This is a genomic window from Streptomyces sp. NPDC039430 (assembly GCF_055639435.1).
In genome coordinates this window covers 95,996-111,558 of the sequence record NZ_JBVKAK010000006.1, presented here as the reverse complement: position 1 = coordinate 111,558, position 15,563 = coordinate 95,996, and the positions used below count along the sequence as shown (strand labels likewise).

Here is a 15,563-nt window from a genome sequence, read left to right as displayed (position 1 = left end):
GTCCGGTCCCGGTCCGCACAGTGGTCACCGCTTCCCCCGTTCCCGTGCCGCGTAGACCGCGAGCACGATCACCACGGCCTGGGCGATCTGCGTCCAGGACGGCGGCAGATCGTGCTTGATGAGCGTGGCGGTCAGCAACTGGATCAGTACGGCGCCCGCCACCGTGCCGCCGATCCTGATCCGGCCCCCGCTCAGCGGCGTACCGCCCACCACCACCGCGGTGATCGCGGACAGCTCCATCAGCGTGCCGAGCGACGTCGGGTCACTCGCCTGGAGCCGCGCCGTGGCCAGCACCCCCGCGATCGCGGCGAGCACACCCGAGCAGATGTAGACGACGATCAGCACCCTGCGCACCGGGAGCCCGGCGAGCTTCGCCGCCGGCCGGCTGTCGCCGATCGCGAGCAGCTGCCGGCCGAAGGTCGTGCGCCGTACGGTGAAGGCGACGGCGAGCGCCAGTACGGCCGCGATCAGCACCACATACGGGATGCCGAGCAGATCCCCGGAGCCCAGCGAGGCCATCGTCGGGTCCCGTACGTCCTTGAGCTGGGGGAGCAGCACCAGCGCGACGCCGCGCCCCGCGACCATCAGCGCCAGGGTCGCCACGATCGGCTGCACCCCGATGAACGCGATCAGCGAGCCGTTGGCGAGTCCCACGGCGGCCCCGCCGATGACCGCCACGATCAGCGCGATCCACGGCCCGTACCCCAGGTAGAGGGAGAGCAGGGACGTTGACAGCGCCATCACCGAGCCGACGGAGAGATCGACGCCCTCGCTGCCGATGGCCAGTGCCATGCCGAGCGCCACGATGAGGACGGGCGCGACCTGCACGGCCTGGGTACGGAAGTTCTCCGCGGACAGGAAGTGCGGGGTGAAGAGCGCGTTGGCCAGCAGCAGGACGGCCACGCCCGCGTACACGCCGTACTCCTGAAGGAGCGTCAGCAGCCGTGCGCGGTCGAGCGGTACGCGCCTGGGCGCCGCCAGGTCAGTCATCGCGGGCTCCCCCCTGTGAGGCGATGGCGTGCAGCAGCCGGTCCTCCGTCACATCGGTTCCGGTCAGCTCCGCCACCACGGCGCCGTCCTTGAGGACCACGACCCGGTCGGATCCCTCGATCAGCTCTTCCATGTCGGACGAGATCAGCAGCACCCCGAGCCCCTCGCCGGCGAGTTCGTCGATCAGCCGCTGCACCTCGGCCTTGGCCCCGACGTCGATGCCCCGGGTCGGCTCGTCCAGCAGCAGTACCTTGGGCCGCATCGCGAGCCAGCGGGCGAGGAGCACCTTCTGCTGATTGCCCCCGGACAGCTCGCCGACCTTCTGGTGCGGTCCCGACGCCTTGATCCGCAGCCGCTTCATGAAGGTGTCCACCACCCGGTCGATCCGGGCGTCGTCGACCAGGCCGAAGCGGGAGAGTCCCGGCAGCGCGGCCAGGGCGATGTTCTCCCGTACGGAGAGCCCGGGAACGATCCCCTCGGCCTTGCGGTCCTCGGGCAGCAGGCTGATGCCCGCCCGGATCGCGGCGGGAGTGGAGCCGGTACGCACCGGCTCGCCCGCCACCAGCACGCGGCCCGAGTCGGGCGGCAGCGCCCCGGCGATGGCCTTCGCGGTCTCGCTGCGGCCCGAACCGAGCAGCCCGCCGAGTCCCACCACCTCGCCTGGCCGCACCCGCACCGACACCCCGTCCAGCTGGTGACGGACCGTCAGATCCAGTGCTTCGAGGACGGGTTCGGTGCCGGTGTCGTGCCCGCCGGTGAATCTGGTGAGCCCCTCGCCGCGCACCTCGCCCATCTCGCGTCCCAGCATCAGCGACACCAGCCGCAGCCGGTCGAGATCCGCGATCGGACCCGTGTGGACCCGCTTGCCGTCGCGCAGGACGGTGACCGTGTCGCAGACCTCGTACAGCTCGTCCAGCCGGTGGCTGACATACACCACCGCGATGCCGCGGCCCTTGAGCATCCTGATCACCTCGAACAGGGTGCGGACCTCGCGCGGTTCGAGCGAGGAGGTGGGCTCGTCCATGATGACCACCCGCGCGTCGACCGAGACGGCCCGCGCCAGCGCCACCATCTGCTGGGCGCCGACGCCGAGCGTGCGCAGGGGCCGCCGTACGTCGACGCGCAGCCCGAGCGCCCGCAGCGCCTCGTCCGCCTCCCGGTGCATCCGGCCGAAGTCGATCAGCCCGAGCCCGCCGCGGGGCTCGCGCCCCAGGAAGAGGTTGCGGGCCACGCTCATCAGCGGGACGAGATTGACCTCCTGGTAGATGGTGGAGATCCCGGCGTGCTGCGCCTCCAGCGGGGTGGCGAACCGCACCGGCTCGCCCCGGAAGAGGATCTCGCCCTCGTCCGGCCGGTACACGCCCGTGAGCAGCTTGATGAGGGTGGACTTGCCGGCGCCGTTCTCACCGATCAGCGCGTGGACCTCGCCGGGGCCGACGGCGAAGTCCACGCCGTCCAGGGCCCGCGCGCCGGGGAAGGTCTTCGACAGTCCGGTCACCGACAGCACGTCAGTAGGCCTTGCCCAGATCGGCGGCGGCGTTCTTCTCGGTGTACGCGCTGTCCTGGATGACGATGTCCTGGGCGACCTCCTCGCCCTTGGTGAACGCGTCGAGGGTCTGGAAGGCCAGCGGCCCGAAGCGCGGGTTGGACTCGATGACCCCGGAGATCCAGCCGTCCACGATGCCCTGCACGGCGTTGCGGGTGCCGTCGACCGTCACGATCTTGACGGCGCCCGCCTTCTTGCCCGCGCTCTTCAGGGCGTTGACGGCGCCGAGGCCCATCTCGTCGTTCTCGGCGTAGATCCCGGTGATGTCCGGGTTCGACTGGATGAGCTGCTCGGTGACCTGCTGGCCCTTCTCCCGCGCGAACTCACCCGTCTGCTCGAACACCACTTCCAGGCCGGGGGCCTTGGCCGCGATCTGGTCCTTGAACCCGCTCGTGCGCTCGGTGGTGACATTGTTTCCGGCTGCCCCGAGCAGGATCGCGACCTTGCCCTTGCCGCCGGTCGCCTCGATCATCCGGTCCGCGGCGCGCTTGCCCTGCTCGACGAAGTCCGAGCCGATGAAGCTCACATAGTCCTTGCAGGGGGTCGCGTTGATCTTCCGGTCGATGGTGACGATCGGGATCTTCTTGGCGGCCGCCGAACGCAGCACAGGACCCCAGCCGTCGGAGTTCAGCGGGGCGATCACCAGCAGGTCCGCGCCCTTGGCGATCAGGTCCTGGACATCGCTGATCTGCTTGGAGAACTGCGTCTGCGCGTTGGCGGTCAGCAGTTTGACGCCCCGCCTCTCCGCCTCGGCCTTGATGGAGGCGGTCTCCGCGATCCGGAAGGGGTTGGCCTCCTTCTCGGACTGGGAGAAGCCGACGGTCGCGCCGGCGAGATCCGTCTTCTCGCCGCCGAACCGCTCGATGGTGCAGGTCTTGGAGCCTCCGGCGCCGGGCGAGGCGACCAGCTGGCCCGGTTCCGCCCCGGCGGAGGCGCTCTTGTCGCCGGAGGCGTCGTCCTCGGACTTCGCGCAGCCGGTGAGCGCGAGCGTGGCGGCCAGGCTCGCGGCCAGAACGGTCGTGGTGGTGGTACGGCGGACGACGGACGGCTTCATGGCGGAACCCCATCTCGGCGCGGCCCCGGCGCGCAGGGCGCTCACGGGAGGTCAACTCGTACAGAGGTGCTGTGCGTTGAGATCGTTCGGAAGGGTTTTTACATCGTTGTACGGAGCCTGTAAACCCTTCGCGCGATAACGGCGGAGAACACCCGGAGCGCCGCGGTCACCCGCCGCCGACCGTGCTCTCCCGCTCCACCAGCCTGAAATCGGCCCGGAGTTCACGCGCGCGCGTGCTCCCGGGGGGCCTGGCCCCGCCCGGCGTCTCCGGGTCGTCCGCGACGCTCGCCGTCTCCCGCAGCCGCGCCACCAGCGACTGCACGGCGAGCCGGGCGATGGTCTGCTTGTCGGGCGAGATCGTGGTCAGCGTCACCGTGCCGTAGCGGCCCTCGGTGATGTCGTCGAATCCCACCACCGCGACATCGCCGGGGACCCGCAGCCCCCGTTCCGACAGCACCCGCATCGCGCCGATGGCGATCAGGTCGTTGTACGCGAAGACCGCGTCCGGCAGCACCCCGGAGTCCAGCAGCCGCGCCATCGCCGCCGCGCCGTCCGCGTGGTCCCAGCCCCCGGTCGGGGCGATCATCGAGTCCGGAGCCGGCAGCCCCGCCTCGGTCAGCTCCGCGCGCCAGCCGCGCAGCCGGAGATGCGAGGGCTCGTTGACCCGGTCGGTCCGCGCGCCCAGGAAGGCGATCCTCGACCGGCCCACGGCGAGCAGATGCCGTATCGCCGTCCTGGCCGCCGCGACATTGTCGATCGCGATGTGGTCGTACGGCAGGTCGTACTCCCGCTCGCCGAGCAGCACGAGCGGCGCGTCGTGGTCGCGGGCGAGCAGATCCTCCCGTTCCAGCTCGATGGGGCTCAGGATCAGCCCGTCGATGACCTGTGCCCGGAACCCCTGGCTGACCAGGATCTCCTGCTCCCGGCGGCCTCCGGTGTGGTCGAGCAGCACGGTGTACTCGTGCTCGGCGGCCACGTCGATGACCGCGCCCGCCAGCTCGGCGAAGTACGGGTTGCCCAGCTCGGGCACCGCCAGCGCGAGGATGCCCGTACGGCCCTTGCGCAGGTGACGGGCCGTCAGATTCGGCCGGTAGCCCAGCTCGTCGATCGCCCGCTGCACCCTGGCCCGCATCGCCGGGGTGACATGACGGTAGTTGTTGACCACATTCGAGACGGTCTTGATGGAGACGCCCGCTCGTTCCGCGACGTCCTTGAGGCTGACGGACACCCGCACTTCCCCTCCGGGGCGGCGCCCGCGGGCCCGCCCCCTGCCCTGTTCGTACATCGATGGAAATGGCATCGGCCCGCGCTGTGTCCTGACCCTGGACAGCGGGCGGAACGGCATGCTGTCATGCCAACTGCCGTTCCTTCCAACGTTGTACAGACTGTCGCAACGAGCCGCCACCCCAGTGTCCCTCCCGGTGGTGCCCGCCCCGTCACGACGTCCGGCACGCGCCCGACGCCGCTTCCCGACGGACGGACACCGCCGGTCGCGGCACTGGCCACAAGGAGGACATGTGCGCATCCGAAGAAAACTGGCTCTCCTGCTCGCCTCCGTCCTGGGCTTCGCGGGACTCACCGCGGTCCCCGCCGCCTCGGCCGCCGACGACCCGGTCGAGGCCCATGGGCTCAAGGGCGAGTACTACACCCAGTCCGCCCCCGGGGCCTTCGACTTCCACGAACTCAAGGCCACCGGGTTCGACCCGTCCATCGACTTCGGCAATCTGGAACCGCGGCTGACGGCCGCCACCGGACAGGCCGACGACGTCACCGTGCGCTGGACCGGGAAGATCGTTCCGGCCACCACCGGCGCGCACACCTTCTCGATGACCGGCGACAACGGATTCCGGCTCTGGATCGACGGCCGGATCGCCATCGACCACTGGGTCGACGACTGGGAGAAGGAGCAGACCTCCCCGTCCCTCGAACTCACCGCGGACCGGGCCTACGACATCAAGGTCGAGTACTTCGAGCACTACGGAGGCTCCAACCTCCACCTGAGGTGGACCGAGCCCGGTGGCAGCAAGCGGCCGGTGCCCCAGTCCGCGTTCCGGCTGCCCGACGGCTTCGCCTACGACGGCGCCACCGCCGCCACCGTCCTGCCGGACGGCCGTACCCTGCGGCTCGACTTCGTCCAGAAGCTGGCCGCCCCGCCCGCCGGACTCGCCTCGCATCTCAGCGCGGTCATCGGCGGCGCGGCCTGGCCGCTGGGGAGCGTGCGGAGCGACCCCGGGGACGCCAGGAGGCTGCTGGTCACCCTGAAGGAACCGGTCGTCGGCAAGGGCGGATCCGCGGATCTGCGCTACGACGGCGCGGGCGGGCTCGCCGCCCAACAGGGCAAGCCCGTCGCGGCCTTCTGGAGCAGCGGGCCCAACACCTCGGAGTACCAGCTCTCCACCCCCTGGGCCAAGGACGTACGCCCCGGGAACGCGCTCCCCGAGTACCCCAGGCCGCAGCTGACCCGCGACGCCTGGCAGAACCTCAACGGACAGTGGCAGTTCGCCGCCGCCGAGAAGGGCGAGCGCCCGCCGGTCGGCACCACACTGCGCGAGCGGATCCTCGTCCCGTACCCCGTGGAGTCACAGCTCTCCGGGATCGAACGGCACGAGGACCGCATGTGGTACCGCCGCACCTTCACCGTGCCGCCGAACTGGCGGATAGGCCAGGACAAGCGGCTGAACCTCAACTTCGACGCCGTCGACTGGCAGGCCGAGGTATACGTCAACGGCACCAAAGTGACCGAGCACAAGGGCGGTTACGACCGGTTCAGCGCCGATGTCACCGACGCGCTCAAGCCCGGCCGCACCCAGGAACTGATCGTCGGCGTCTACGACCCGACGGACGCGGCGGGCGGCGAGAACCCGCCCATGGGCAAGCAGCGCCTGGACCCGAGCGGCATCTGGTACACCCCGTCCTCCGGTATCTGGCAGACCGTCTGGATGGAACCGGTCGCCGCCGACCACGTCGGCTCGCTGGGGCTCACCCCCGACGTCGCGGGCGAGAAGCTCGCCGTCGAGGTGCGCGGGATCCGGGACGGTGTGCCGGTCACGGCCACCGCGTACGAAGGAAAGCGCAAGGTCGGCACGGTCACCGGCCGCGCCGGAAGCACCCTGAGCGTGCCGGTCCGCGACCCGCGTCTGTGGTCGCCCGACGATCCGTATCTCTACCGGCTGGAGGTGACGGCCGGAAAGGACAAGGTCGGCAGCTACTTCGGGATGCGTTCCCTCACGGTCGAGAAGGTCGACGGAGCGCCGCGTACGGTGCTCAACGGCAAGCCGACCTTCCTGATGGCCACACTCGACCAGGGCTTCTGGCCCGACGGGCTGCACACCGCGCCGACCGACGAGGCGCTCGCGTACGACCTCAAGATGCACAAGAAGCTCGGCTTCAACTCCGTACGCAAGCACATCAAGGTCGAGCCGGACCGTTGGTTCTACTGGGCGGACCGGCTCGGACTGCTCGTCTGGCAGGACATGCCGGCGATGAACACCATCACGCCGAACGCCGCGTCCCGCGCCCAGTACGAGCACGAGATGAAGAAGATGATCGACCAGCACAGCAGCAGCCCCTCGGTGGTCATGTGGGTCACCTTCAACGAGGGCTGGGGCCAGTACGACCAGGCGCGGATCGCCGACCAGGCCAAGGCGTGGGACCCGAGCCGGCTGGTGAACAACATGAGCGGGGTCAACTGCTGCGGCGCGGTCGACGGCGGCAACGGCGACATCGCCGACGCTCACGGCTATCCGAGCCCGCAACTGCCCGCGCCCGACGGGAAACGGGCGCTGGTCAGCGGGGAGTACGGCGGACTGGGACTCGCGGTGCCCGGCCACGCCTGGCCGGTGCAGCACACCTATGTGGGCGTCGACCAGGCCGCCTACACCGACGAGTATCTGGCCCAGCTCGGCAATGTCCGCAAGCTCGCCTGCCAGGGGAGCAACGGCGCGGTCTACACCCAGATCAGCGATGTGGAGGGAGAGCTGAACGGACTGCTCACCTACGACCGCAAGGTGATGAAGCCCGACGTCCAACGGCTCAAGGCAGCGCACGACGCGCTGATCCGTGACGCCTCGGACCCGGCGTCGATGGAGTGCGCCACCTCCTGATCCGAGGAGTACGCACGTCCTGATCCGGCCCCGACCCCGGTCCGCCCGTATGCCGGGCGGACCGGGGTTCGCCGCCGCCGGGCCGCCCGCACGCCCGGCCCTCGCGAAGCACGCACGCCCGGCCCCCGTGAATACCGTGTGACCTCGGGAATAGGCTGACCGGTGATCCACCTTGAATCTGCTGTCACCGCGTCCGACGTGGGCGGAGGCGGCGACGGAAGCCACCGGCCAGAGCGAGGAGCCTTCATGCCCAGGGCCACGTCCAAGGCGTACGTCTTCACCCGGCACGGCGGTCCGGAGGCGGAGACCTTCGTCGACCGGCCGACACCGAGCCCCGGCCCCGGCCAGCTGCTGGTGGCCGTACGCGCGGCGGGCGTGAACCCCGTCGACTGGAAGCTGCGCGCCGGCTACCGCAGGCCCGGCGCGCCGCCCGCCTCGCTGCCCGAGACACTGGGCAGTGAGGCCTCCGGCGTGGTCGAGGAGGTCGGCGAGGGCGTCGAGGGCTTCGCCGTCGGTGACGCGGTCTTCGGCTCCACCCTCACCGGCGGATACGCGGAGTACACCCTGCTGCCGGCCGGGATCACCGCGCACAAGCCGGACGCGCTGTCGTTCACGGACGCGGCCGTCCTGCCCGTCGCGGCGGCGACCGCGTACGACGCCGTACGCCAGGCCGATCTGCCGTCCGGCGCCACCCTGCTGGTCACCGGCGCCGGCGGGGGTGTGGGCGTGGCCGCCGTCCAGCTCGCACGCGCCTCGGGACTGCGTGTCATCGGCACCGCGAGCGCGGGCAAGAAGGAGTTCGCCGAGTCCCTGGGCGCCGTGCACGTCGAGCCGGGACCCGACCTCGCCGCGCGCGTACGGGCCGTGGCGCCCGACGGCGTGGACGCCGTCCTCGACCTCGTCGGCGGCGACGATCTCAAGGCCGTGGCCGAGCTGCTCGTGGACCGCACGAAACTGTTCAGCGTGGCGGACAAGGCGACGGTTCCCCAGCTGGGCGGCGCGGTGGTCGTACGGCAGCGGACGGCCGCGGTCCTCGACGAGGTCGCGAGGCTCGCGGTGAGCGGCGCCCTGCGGCCGTTCGTGACCCGTACCTTCCCGCTGGAGCGGGCGGACGAGGCGCTGCGCGCGGTCGAGGCCGGGCACGTCCAGGGGAAGATCGTGATCGAGGTGGGCGCGTGACCGGCACGCCGGGGGCCATATCCCGTCCGCCCGCTCCCCGTGCGCCGGAGCCGTCCCCGGCCGTGCCGGGCCACCCGCTGGACCATCCCGCGCTGGCCTCGCTCACCGGACCGCACGCGCACTTCGCCGAGCGGCGCGGCCGGCTGCTGCGCTATCCGCCCGACGTCTCGCCGTGGCTGGCGCTGCCCGACGACCCCGACGCCGCGGACTGGGCCGACGCCGCCGCGCTCGCGGGCCCCGGCGGCTCGCTGGCGCTCGCCGGCTACCGGGTGCCGCCGCCCGACGACTGGGAGATCACCTTCAGCGCCGACGGAGTACAGCTCGTCGGCACGGACATCAGGACCGCACCGGACGAGGAGGCCGTACTCCTCGGCCCCGCCGATGTGCCGGAGATCCTCGACCTGGTCGAGCGCACCCAGCCGGGCCCGTTCCTGGCGCGCACCATCGAGATGGGCACGTATCTCGGCATCCGCCGCGAAGGGGCGCTGGCGGCGATGGCGGGGGAGCGGCTGCACCCGCCGGGCTGGACGGAGATCAGCGCCGTCTGCACCGACCCCGCGTTCCGGGGCCAGGGCCTGGCGGCCCGCCTCGTCCTCGCGGTCGCCGACGCCATCCGCGCCCGCGGTGAGCAGCCGTTCCTGCACGCGGCGGCCTCCAACACGAACGCCATCCGGCTGTACGAGACGCTCGGCTTCCGGCTGCGCCGGACGACGAGGTTCCTCGGGGTCCGTGTCCCGGCCGGTGAGTCCCGGAGCGTCGAGGCCGGCGGCGGGACCGGCTAAGATAGTGGGATTTTGTTGGCCCCCGGCGCGTCGGTATGCTCCTGACCTGCGGGGATGGCCGCAAACAGCCATGAAAGCCCCATCGGGGACTCCGGCGTACAGGTGAATCCGGTGCCCGGTGTGACGAGTGATCGAGGAACGGCAGCAGCGATGACGGTGACAGAGGACAGCCCGGCGTACGGCGACAGCCGGCCGTATGCCGAGAGCCCGGTGTACGCCGAGAGCCAGGAGTACGGCCCCGGCATCGACCCCGAGCGCATGGCCGTCTGCCTGGCCGTGCTCGACGAACTCGACAAGCTCGACGTCGACCACCCCGACGCGATCGCGGTCCGGCGGGCCACCGCCGGCATCTACCGGACCGTCAAACAGCGCCGCCGCCAGGAGCGCAGGGCGGCCAAGACCGCCCATGACAAGGCCGTCACCGAAGCCACCGCCACCGGCTCCGCCGAGCGCATCGACGACGAGACCCAGGGGCTGCTGCCCTCCTCCTCGGTCAGCGGCGAGATCGCGGGCGTACTCCAGCGCCCGCGCTCCTGCTACATCTGCAAGACCCGCTACACCGAGGTCGACGCCTTCTACCACCAGCTCTGCCAGCCCTGCGCCGCCGAGAACCGGGCCCGCCGCGACGCCCGTACGGACCTCACGGGACGGCGCGCGCTGCTCACCGGCGGCCGGGCGAAGATCGGCATGTACATCGCGCTGCGGCTGCTGCGCGACGGCGCCCACACCACCATCACCACCCGATTCCCGGGCGACGCCGTCCGCCGCTTCAAGGCGATGCCGGACAGTGACGAGTGGATCCACCGCCTCAAGATCGTCGGCATCGATCTGCGGGACCCCGCGCAGGTCGTCGCCCTCGCCGACTCCGTCGCCGCCGAGGGCCCGCTGGACATCCTGATCAACAACGCCGCGCAGACGGTACGCCGCTCCCCACAGGCGTACAGCGAGCTGCTGGCCGCCGAGTCCGCGCCGCTGCCCGCGGGCGAACTGCCCGCCTCCCAGGTCATCGGGGCGTTCGGCAGCGGTGCCCAGGCCGTACTGCCCGCCGCCGGCGCCGAGGCGCTGAGCGCCTCCGACGTCACCGGGCTCGCGCTCGTCGGCGGCTCCGCCACGCTCGCCAGGATCGAGGCGGGCACGGCGATCGACGCCGGGGGCCTGGTGCCCGATCTGCACGACACCAACAGCTGGGTCCAGACGGTCTCCGAGGTCGACGCGGTCGAGCTGCTCGAAGTCCAGTTGTGCAATTCCACCGCGCCCTTCATCCTGATCAGCAGGCTGCGTCCGGCGATGGCCGCGGCCGAGGCGGCCCGTGCCTACGTGGTGAACGTCTCCGCGATGGAGGGAGTCTTCAGCCGTGGATACAAGGGCGCGGGTCATCCGCACACCAACATGGCCAAGGCCGCGCTGAACATGCTGACCCGTACCAGCGCCCAGGAGATGTTCGAGAGCGACGGCATCCTGATGACCGCCGTCGACACGGGATGGATCACCGACGAGCGCCCGCATCCGGACAAGATGCGCCTGGCCGACGAGGGGTTCCACGCCCCGCTCGACCTGATCGACGGCGCGGCCCGGGTGTACGACCCGATCGTCCGGGGCGAGAGCGGCGAGGACCTGTACGGCTGCTTCCTCAAGGACTACGCCCCCGCCAACTGGTGACGGGGGACCGGCGGCCGGCGGACTCATGGTCCGTCAGGTCACCACTCGGCCCGCCCGTCGGGCCACCACTCGGCCCAGCGGCCCTGGGCCGAGTGGCCGGAATTTCACTCGAATGCGAGCCCTATCGAGCGGGTTGACGCTCATATGGTTACGCTGGAGCGAACGGACGGCCAATCAGGGGATACACCATCCCCACGGCTGTGCTGGGACAGGCCCACTACCAAGGCCGCGGTCCCGTCCGACAACGGCGCCACCGCGACGGAAACGTGTCCTGTTCCAGAGTTACGCGACACAGAGGAGTGCGCGGTGACACCAGATCTCACGACGAAGCACGAGCAGCGTCCGGCGGAGTATGCCGAACGGGTCCGCCGGCCCGAGAAGCTAGGAAACCTCGAAGTATGGGCCAGGTCGGCTCCGATCAGGCTGGCCGGCTACGAGGACGACCTGGCGGAGCCGCACATCCTCCCCGGGATCGACTGACGCACCGGAACGACCGGCAGAACGCCGTATGTCCCGTACCCCCGCACCGGCCGGGGTGCGGGACCACGCATATGCGGCGCCGTCCACCGGCGGCGTAGTGCGCGAGGACCGCGCGCTGCGGGGCCGCGCCATGCCCGCGGTGATCGCTCCCCTGCGCGGACGACCGACCGTGCGCCGGCCATCACGACCCGGCTGACCAGCGGGAACGCCCCTCATCACGCCCGGGACCCGGACACGTCCAAGCGTCGCCACGCGCGTATGCCGCCGCCCGGACGTGCCCGGCTCCCGGGCTTGTCGTCGTTGTTCCCGCTTGCGGGGTGGAGAGGCATCCGGCACACATAAGGGGACATCCATGGAGGAAGAGTCGGGAGATTCTGGTGCGCTCACCCCACCGTCGTCGGTATGTCACGCTCGCCGTGCTGTCCGCGGGGATTCTGATCACGGCCGGCTGTGGCGGGGACGAGGGTGGCGGAGATGTGGCGAGCGCCGAGGAGTTGCTGCTCCAGCCGGCCGCCGATCCGGGCCCCGACCCGTTCACACGGTCCACCGTGAGCCCCGATGCCGTGGTCAGTCCGGCGGTCCGGCCCCCGTCGCCGGATGCCCGGGGCGGGGCGGGCGGGACCGTACGGACGCCACGCGCCCTGCCGGGCTCCACGCCGGGGCTCTACGGCGGCACCTCGGCCGCCAGCTGCGAGGTGGACCGGCAGATCCGTCTCCTCACCCAGGACCGGTCGAAGGCCCGCGCCTTCGCCGAAGGAGTGGGTGTCACCCAGGACTCCGTCCCTCACTACCTGCACGGACTGACCCCTGTCGTGCTGCGGCCCGACATCCGGGTGACGAGCCATGGCTACCGCGAGGGAACGGCCGCAGCCTTCCAGTCCGTACTGCAGGCGGGCACCGCCGTCATGGTGGACAACCGGGGCGTGCCCAGGGTGCGCTGCGCCGATGGCAGCCCCCTGAGCCCGCCGGTCGCGGCCAAGGGCTCCGTGCGGTACCGGGGTGCGAAGTGGAAGGGCTATCAGCCCGAGCGGGTCGTCGTCATCAACCGCACCCCCGAGGCCATCACCAGCCTGATCATCGTCGACCTGGCCTCCAACTCCTGGATGGAGCGGCAGATCGGCACCGAGGGCCGGCGGGACAAGCCGCCCGAGGTGCCGCCGCGGTACGGGCCGGAGGCCGACATCACGGACCCGGACGTGGTGAAGCCGCCCCGGCCGGGCATGCCCGAGGCGCCCGCCGGCGTCGGATCGGCGTCCGGTGACGTCCCGCGCGGCAACGGCGTGGACCGGGGCCGGGGCGTGCCCGACCAGCCGGGGGACGCGCCGCTCGTACCGGACGACGGCGTGATGCCGCCCGACGGACCGGTGGAGCCGGAGCAGGGCGGCGGAGATCTCGCGTTGTCCGACGAGGAGATCCTGACCGGTCCGGACGACCCCGCGCGGGTCCCCGGGGACGAGTTGTCCGCTCCGTCGCCGGACGGTCCGCTGTCGGGCGAGGAACTGGTCGGCCCCGTGACATTCGCCGGCTGACCGAGGGTCCGAGGCCGACGGGACCGCTCGAAGAATCCGACAAATGATGACAGAGTGTCTCCATGGTTGAACGGGAAGCGGGCCCCCTGTCGCTCCCCGACGACTGGCCCGCCCGTCCGCACATCAGTCTGTCCCTCAACCGGATGGGGACCTTCGACTGGCACCTCGACAGCGGGCTCCTGCATCTCGACGATCCCGCCCTCGCGGTCTTCGATCTGCGTCCCGCCGAGTACGACGGCCGGCTGAGCGGCCTGGAGACGCGGTTGTCGCAGAGCGAGAGCAGCCGGCTGGCGGAGGTGGTGGAGCGGGCGCTGCGGGACGGCAGCGCCACCTACGGCGCGTACCTCCGTATCAGGCGACGGGACGGAAGCCCGCGCTGGACGCACACCCAGGGTGCCATCCGCCGTGACCCGGCGGGCCGGCCCTACCGCGTCATCGGCATCGTCCGCGACGCCTCCCAGGAGCTGGCGGACTCGGCCGCGCGACTCGAACTGAGCGCCGTGCGCCGGGTGCGCACGAGCGTCGTCGAGGGCACGGCCACCGCGCTCGCCCACGCCAGGACCGTCCAGGACGTCATCGACGTGCTCAAGGACTCGCACGGCCTGGCACACCTCGGGGCCAGCAGCCTGGTCATGGGGCTGATGGAGGCGGGGCGCATCCACCTGGTCGCCGAGGGCCCCGAGGGCTCCTACGTACCGGGGACGCGGATCACCCGCACCGACGAGCCGTACCCGATGAGCGAGGTCGTCCGCACGCTCGTCCCGCGCTTCATCGAGTCCGCCGAGGAGTTCGCGCGGCGCTACCCCGTGCTGTGGCCGGACATCCGCGGGCTGGGCATCAACGCCGCCGCCTATCTGCCGCTGATCGCCCAGGCGCGGCCCATCGGCGCCCTCGGGCTGCTCTACCGGGAGAAGAGCGGCTTCACCGCCGAGGACCGCAATCTGCTGGTCGCGCTCGGCAGCAGCATCGCCCAGAGCCTCCAGCGCGCCGTCCTCTTCGAGCAGGAACACGATCTCGCCGAGGGGCTCCAGCAGGCGATGCTGCCCCGCCGGATCCCCGCGGTGCCGGGGGCCGAGATCGCGGTCCGCTACCGCTCGGCCCGGCTCGGCCGGGACATCGGCGGCGACTGGTACGACGTGATCCCGCTGCCCGGCGGCCGGGTCGGGGCGGTCATCGGCGACGTACAGGGCCATGACACCCACGCGGCCGCCGTGATGGGGCAGCTGCGCATCGTGCTGCGCGCGTACGCGGCCGAGGGGCACGCGCCGGCCACCGTGATGGCGCGGGCCTCGGTCTTCCTCCATGAGCTGGACACGGACCGCTTCGCGACCTGCACCTACGCGGAGGCCGACCTCGCCACCGGAGTGATCCAGCTGGTCCGGGCCGGCCATGTCGATCCGCTGATCAGGGAAGCCGACGGCAGCTGCCGCAGACTGCCGGTGCCCGGCGGGATGCCGCTCGGCCTCTCCGCGGCCTTCGGCCGGCTCGACTACCCGGTGGAGACGATCGAACTGGACCCAGGACAGGCCCTGTTGCTCTACACCGACGGGCTGGTGGAGCAGCCGGGCGCCGATCTGGACGACGGGCTGCAACTGCTGGCCGCGCTGGTACGGGACGGTCCGCGCGATCTCCAGCTGCTGGCCGACCGGCTCTGCGAGGTGGTGGACGCGCGGGGCGGCGAGGACGATGTCGCCGTGCTGCTGCTGCGCCGCCTGGGCACGCGCGCCCCCCGCTCGGGCGGCCGGCTCCAGCAGCAGGTCGCGCAGCGGGACCCGGAGGGGCTGAGCACCGTACGGCACATGATCCGCGCGGCGGTGGCCGCCTGGGGGGCCAGGGAGCGCTCCGACGAGATCGAACTGGCCGCCGACGAGCTGATCACCAACGCGCTGCTGCACACCGACGGCGGGGCCGTCGTGACCGTACGGGTGGTGTCCGGGGCGGAGCGGCGGATGAGGGTCGAGGTGGAGGACGGTTCGAGCGCCCTCCCGCACCGCCGGGAAGCCGGGGCCTCCGGGGTCTCGGGGCGCGGGCTCCAGCTCGTGGAAGGGCTGGCGGACGAGTGGGGCGTGGAGTCGCGCGGCAGCGGCAAGTGTGTGTGGTGCGACTTCATCGTCCCGGACCGACCGTCACATTGAGCGGTTTTCGTCGTTAATTGTAGGTGACTTGATCGTACTTGACCGTAAGCGGACAAAGGCGAGGGGATGAGCCCGTCGCCGCACCTCGCCTTCTAGGACCTGGGGT

The 15,563-nt window shown here is 71.5% G+C and carries 11 protein-coding genes; 7 read left to right on the top strand and 4 right to left on the bottom strand.

From position 1 onward, the window contains the following. Positions 1–24: 24 nt before the first annotated feature. From ACZ7LS_RS17135 to ACZ7LS_RS17120, 4 genes are all read right to left on the bottom strand, one after another. Positions 25–990, bottom strand: a complete 966-nt coding sequence (locus ACZ7LS_RS17135; RefSeq protein WP_382516099.1) for an ABC transporter permease — start codon at positions 988–990, stop codon at positions 25–27. Then, positions 983–2,497: a sugar ABC transporter ATP-binding protein gene (locus ACZ7LS_RS17130; protein WP_382872059.1), complete on the bottom strand. Its 1,515-nt coding sequence runs from the start codon at positions 2,495–2,497 to the stop codon at positions 983–985. Before ACZ7LS_RS17130 ends, ACZ7LS_RS17135 begins: the two co-directional genes overlap by 8 nt. Before the next feature lies 1 nt (position 2,498). Beyond that, positions 2,499–3,590, bottom strand: a complete 1,092-nt coding sequence (locus ACZ7LS_RS17125) for an ABC transporter substrate-binding protein (protein ID WP_382516104.1) — start codon at positions 3,588–3,590, stop codon at positions 2,499–2,501. A gap of 166 nt (positions 3,591–3,756) precedes the next feature. Then, on the bottom strand, positions 3,757–4,818 hold the full coding sequence (locus ACZ7LS_RS17120) for a LacI family DNA-binding transcriptional regulator (RefSeq protein ID WP_382516107.1): 1,062 nt from the start codon (positions 4,816–4,818) through the stop codon (positions 3,757–3,759). A 289-nt stretch (positions 4,819–5,107) separates the two neighbouring features. On the opposite strand from ACZ7LS_RS17120, the gene ACZ7LS_RS17115 reads away from it, so the two are divergent. The 7 genes from ACZ7LS_RS17115 to ACZ7LS_RS17085 all read left to right on the top strand — a co-directional run bounded on the left by ACZ7LS_RS17115 (position 5,108) and on the right by ACZ7LS_RS17085 (position 15,457). Beyond that, positions 5,108–7,693 (top strand): PA14 domain-containing protein, encoded by a 2,586-nt coding sequence (locus ACZ7LS_RS17115; RefSeq protein ID WP_382516109.1) that lies wholly within the window; start codon positions 5,108–5,110, stop codon positions 7,691–7,693. A gap of 246 nt (positions 7,694–7,939) precedes the next feature. Continuing rightward, positions 7,940–8,872 (top strand): NADP-dependent oxidoreductase, encoded by a 933-nt coding sequence (locus tag ACZ7LS_RS17110; protein WP_385133499.1) that lies wholly within the window; start codon positions 7,940–7,942, stop codon positions 8,870–8,872. Positions 8,873–8,889: 17 nt separating this feature from the next. Further along, on the top strand, positions 8,890–9,654 hold the full coding sequence (locus ACZ7LS_RS17105; protein WP_382516855.1) for a GNAT family N-acetyltransferase: 765 nt from the start codon (positions 8,890–8,892) through the stop codon (positions 9,652–9,654). 150 nt (positions 9,655–9,804) lie between these two features. Beyond that, a complete protein-coding gene (locus ACZ7LS_RS17100; protein ID WP_382516115.1) occupies positions 9,805–11,313 on the top strand; it encodes an SDR family NAD(P)-dependent oxidoreductase in 1,509 nt (502 codons plus the stop codon). Positions 11,314–11,619: 306 nt separating this feature from the next. Beyond that, positions 11,620–11,793: a hypothetical protein gene (locus tag ACZ7LS_RS17095; protein WP_382516118.1), complete on the top strand. Its 174-nt coding sequence runs from the start codon at positions 11,620–11,622 to the stop codon at positions 11,791–11,793. Between the two features lie 377 nt (positions 11,794–12,170). Next, positions 12,171–13,322: a DUF6777 domain-containing protein gene (locus ACZ7LS_RS17090; RefSeq protein WP_382665168.1), complete on the top strand. Its 1,152-nt coding sequence runs from the start codon at positions 12,171–12,173 to the stop codon at positions 13,320–13,322. 62 nt (positions 13,323–13,384) lie between these two features. Beyond that, on the top strand, positions 13,385–15,457 hold the full coding sequence (locus tag ACZ7LS_RS17085; RefSeq protein ID WP_382516123.1) for a SpoIIE family protein phosphatase: 2,073 nt from the start codon (positions 13,385–13,387) through the stop codon (positions 15,455–15,457). Positions 15,458–15,563: the final 106 nt, after the last annotated feature.

Coding starts and splice junctions, on each gene's coding strand:
- ACZ7LS_RS17135 (WP_382516099.1), bottom strand. CDS start 990: ATGACTGACCTGGCGGCGCCCAGGCGCGTACCGCTCGACCGCGCACGG.
- ACZ7LS_RS17125 (WP_382516104.1), bottom strand. CDS start 3,590: ATGAAGCCGTCCGTCGTCCGCCGTACCACCACCACGACCGTTCTGGCC.
- ACZ7LS_RS17110 (WP_385133499.1), top strand. CDS start 7,940: ATGCCCAGGGCCACGTCCAAGGCGTACGTCTTCACCCGGCACGGCGGT.
- ACZ7LS_RS17100 (WP_382516115.1), top strand. CDS start 9,805: ATGACGGTGACAGAGGACAGCCCGGCGTACGGCGACAGCCGGCCGTAT.
- ACZ7LS_RS17085 (WP_382516123.1), top strand. CDS start 13,385: ATGGTTGAACGGGAAGCGGGCCCCCTGTCGCTCCCCGACGACTGGCCC.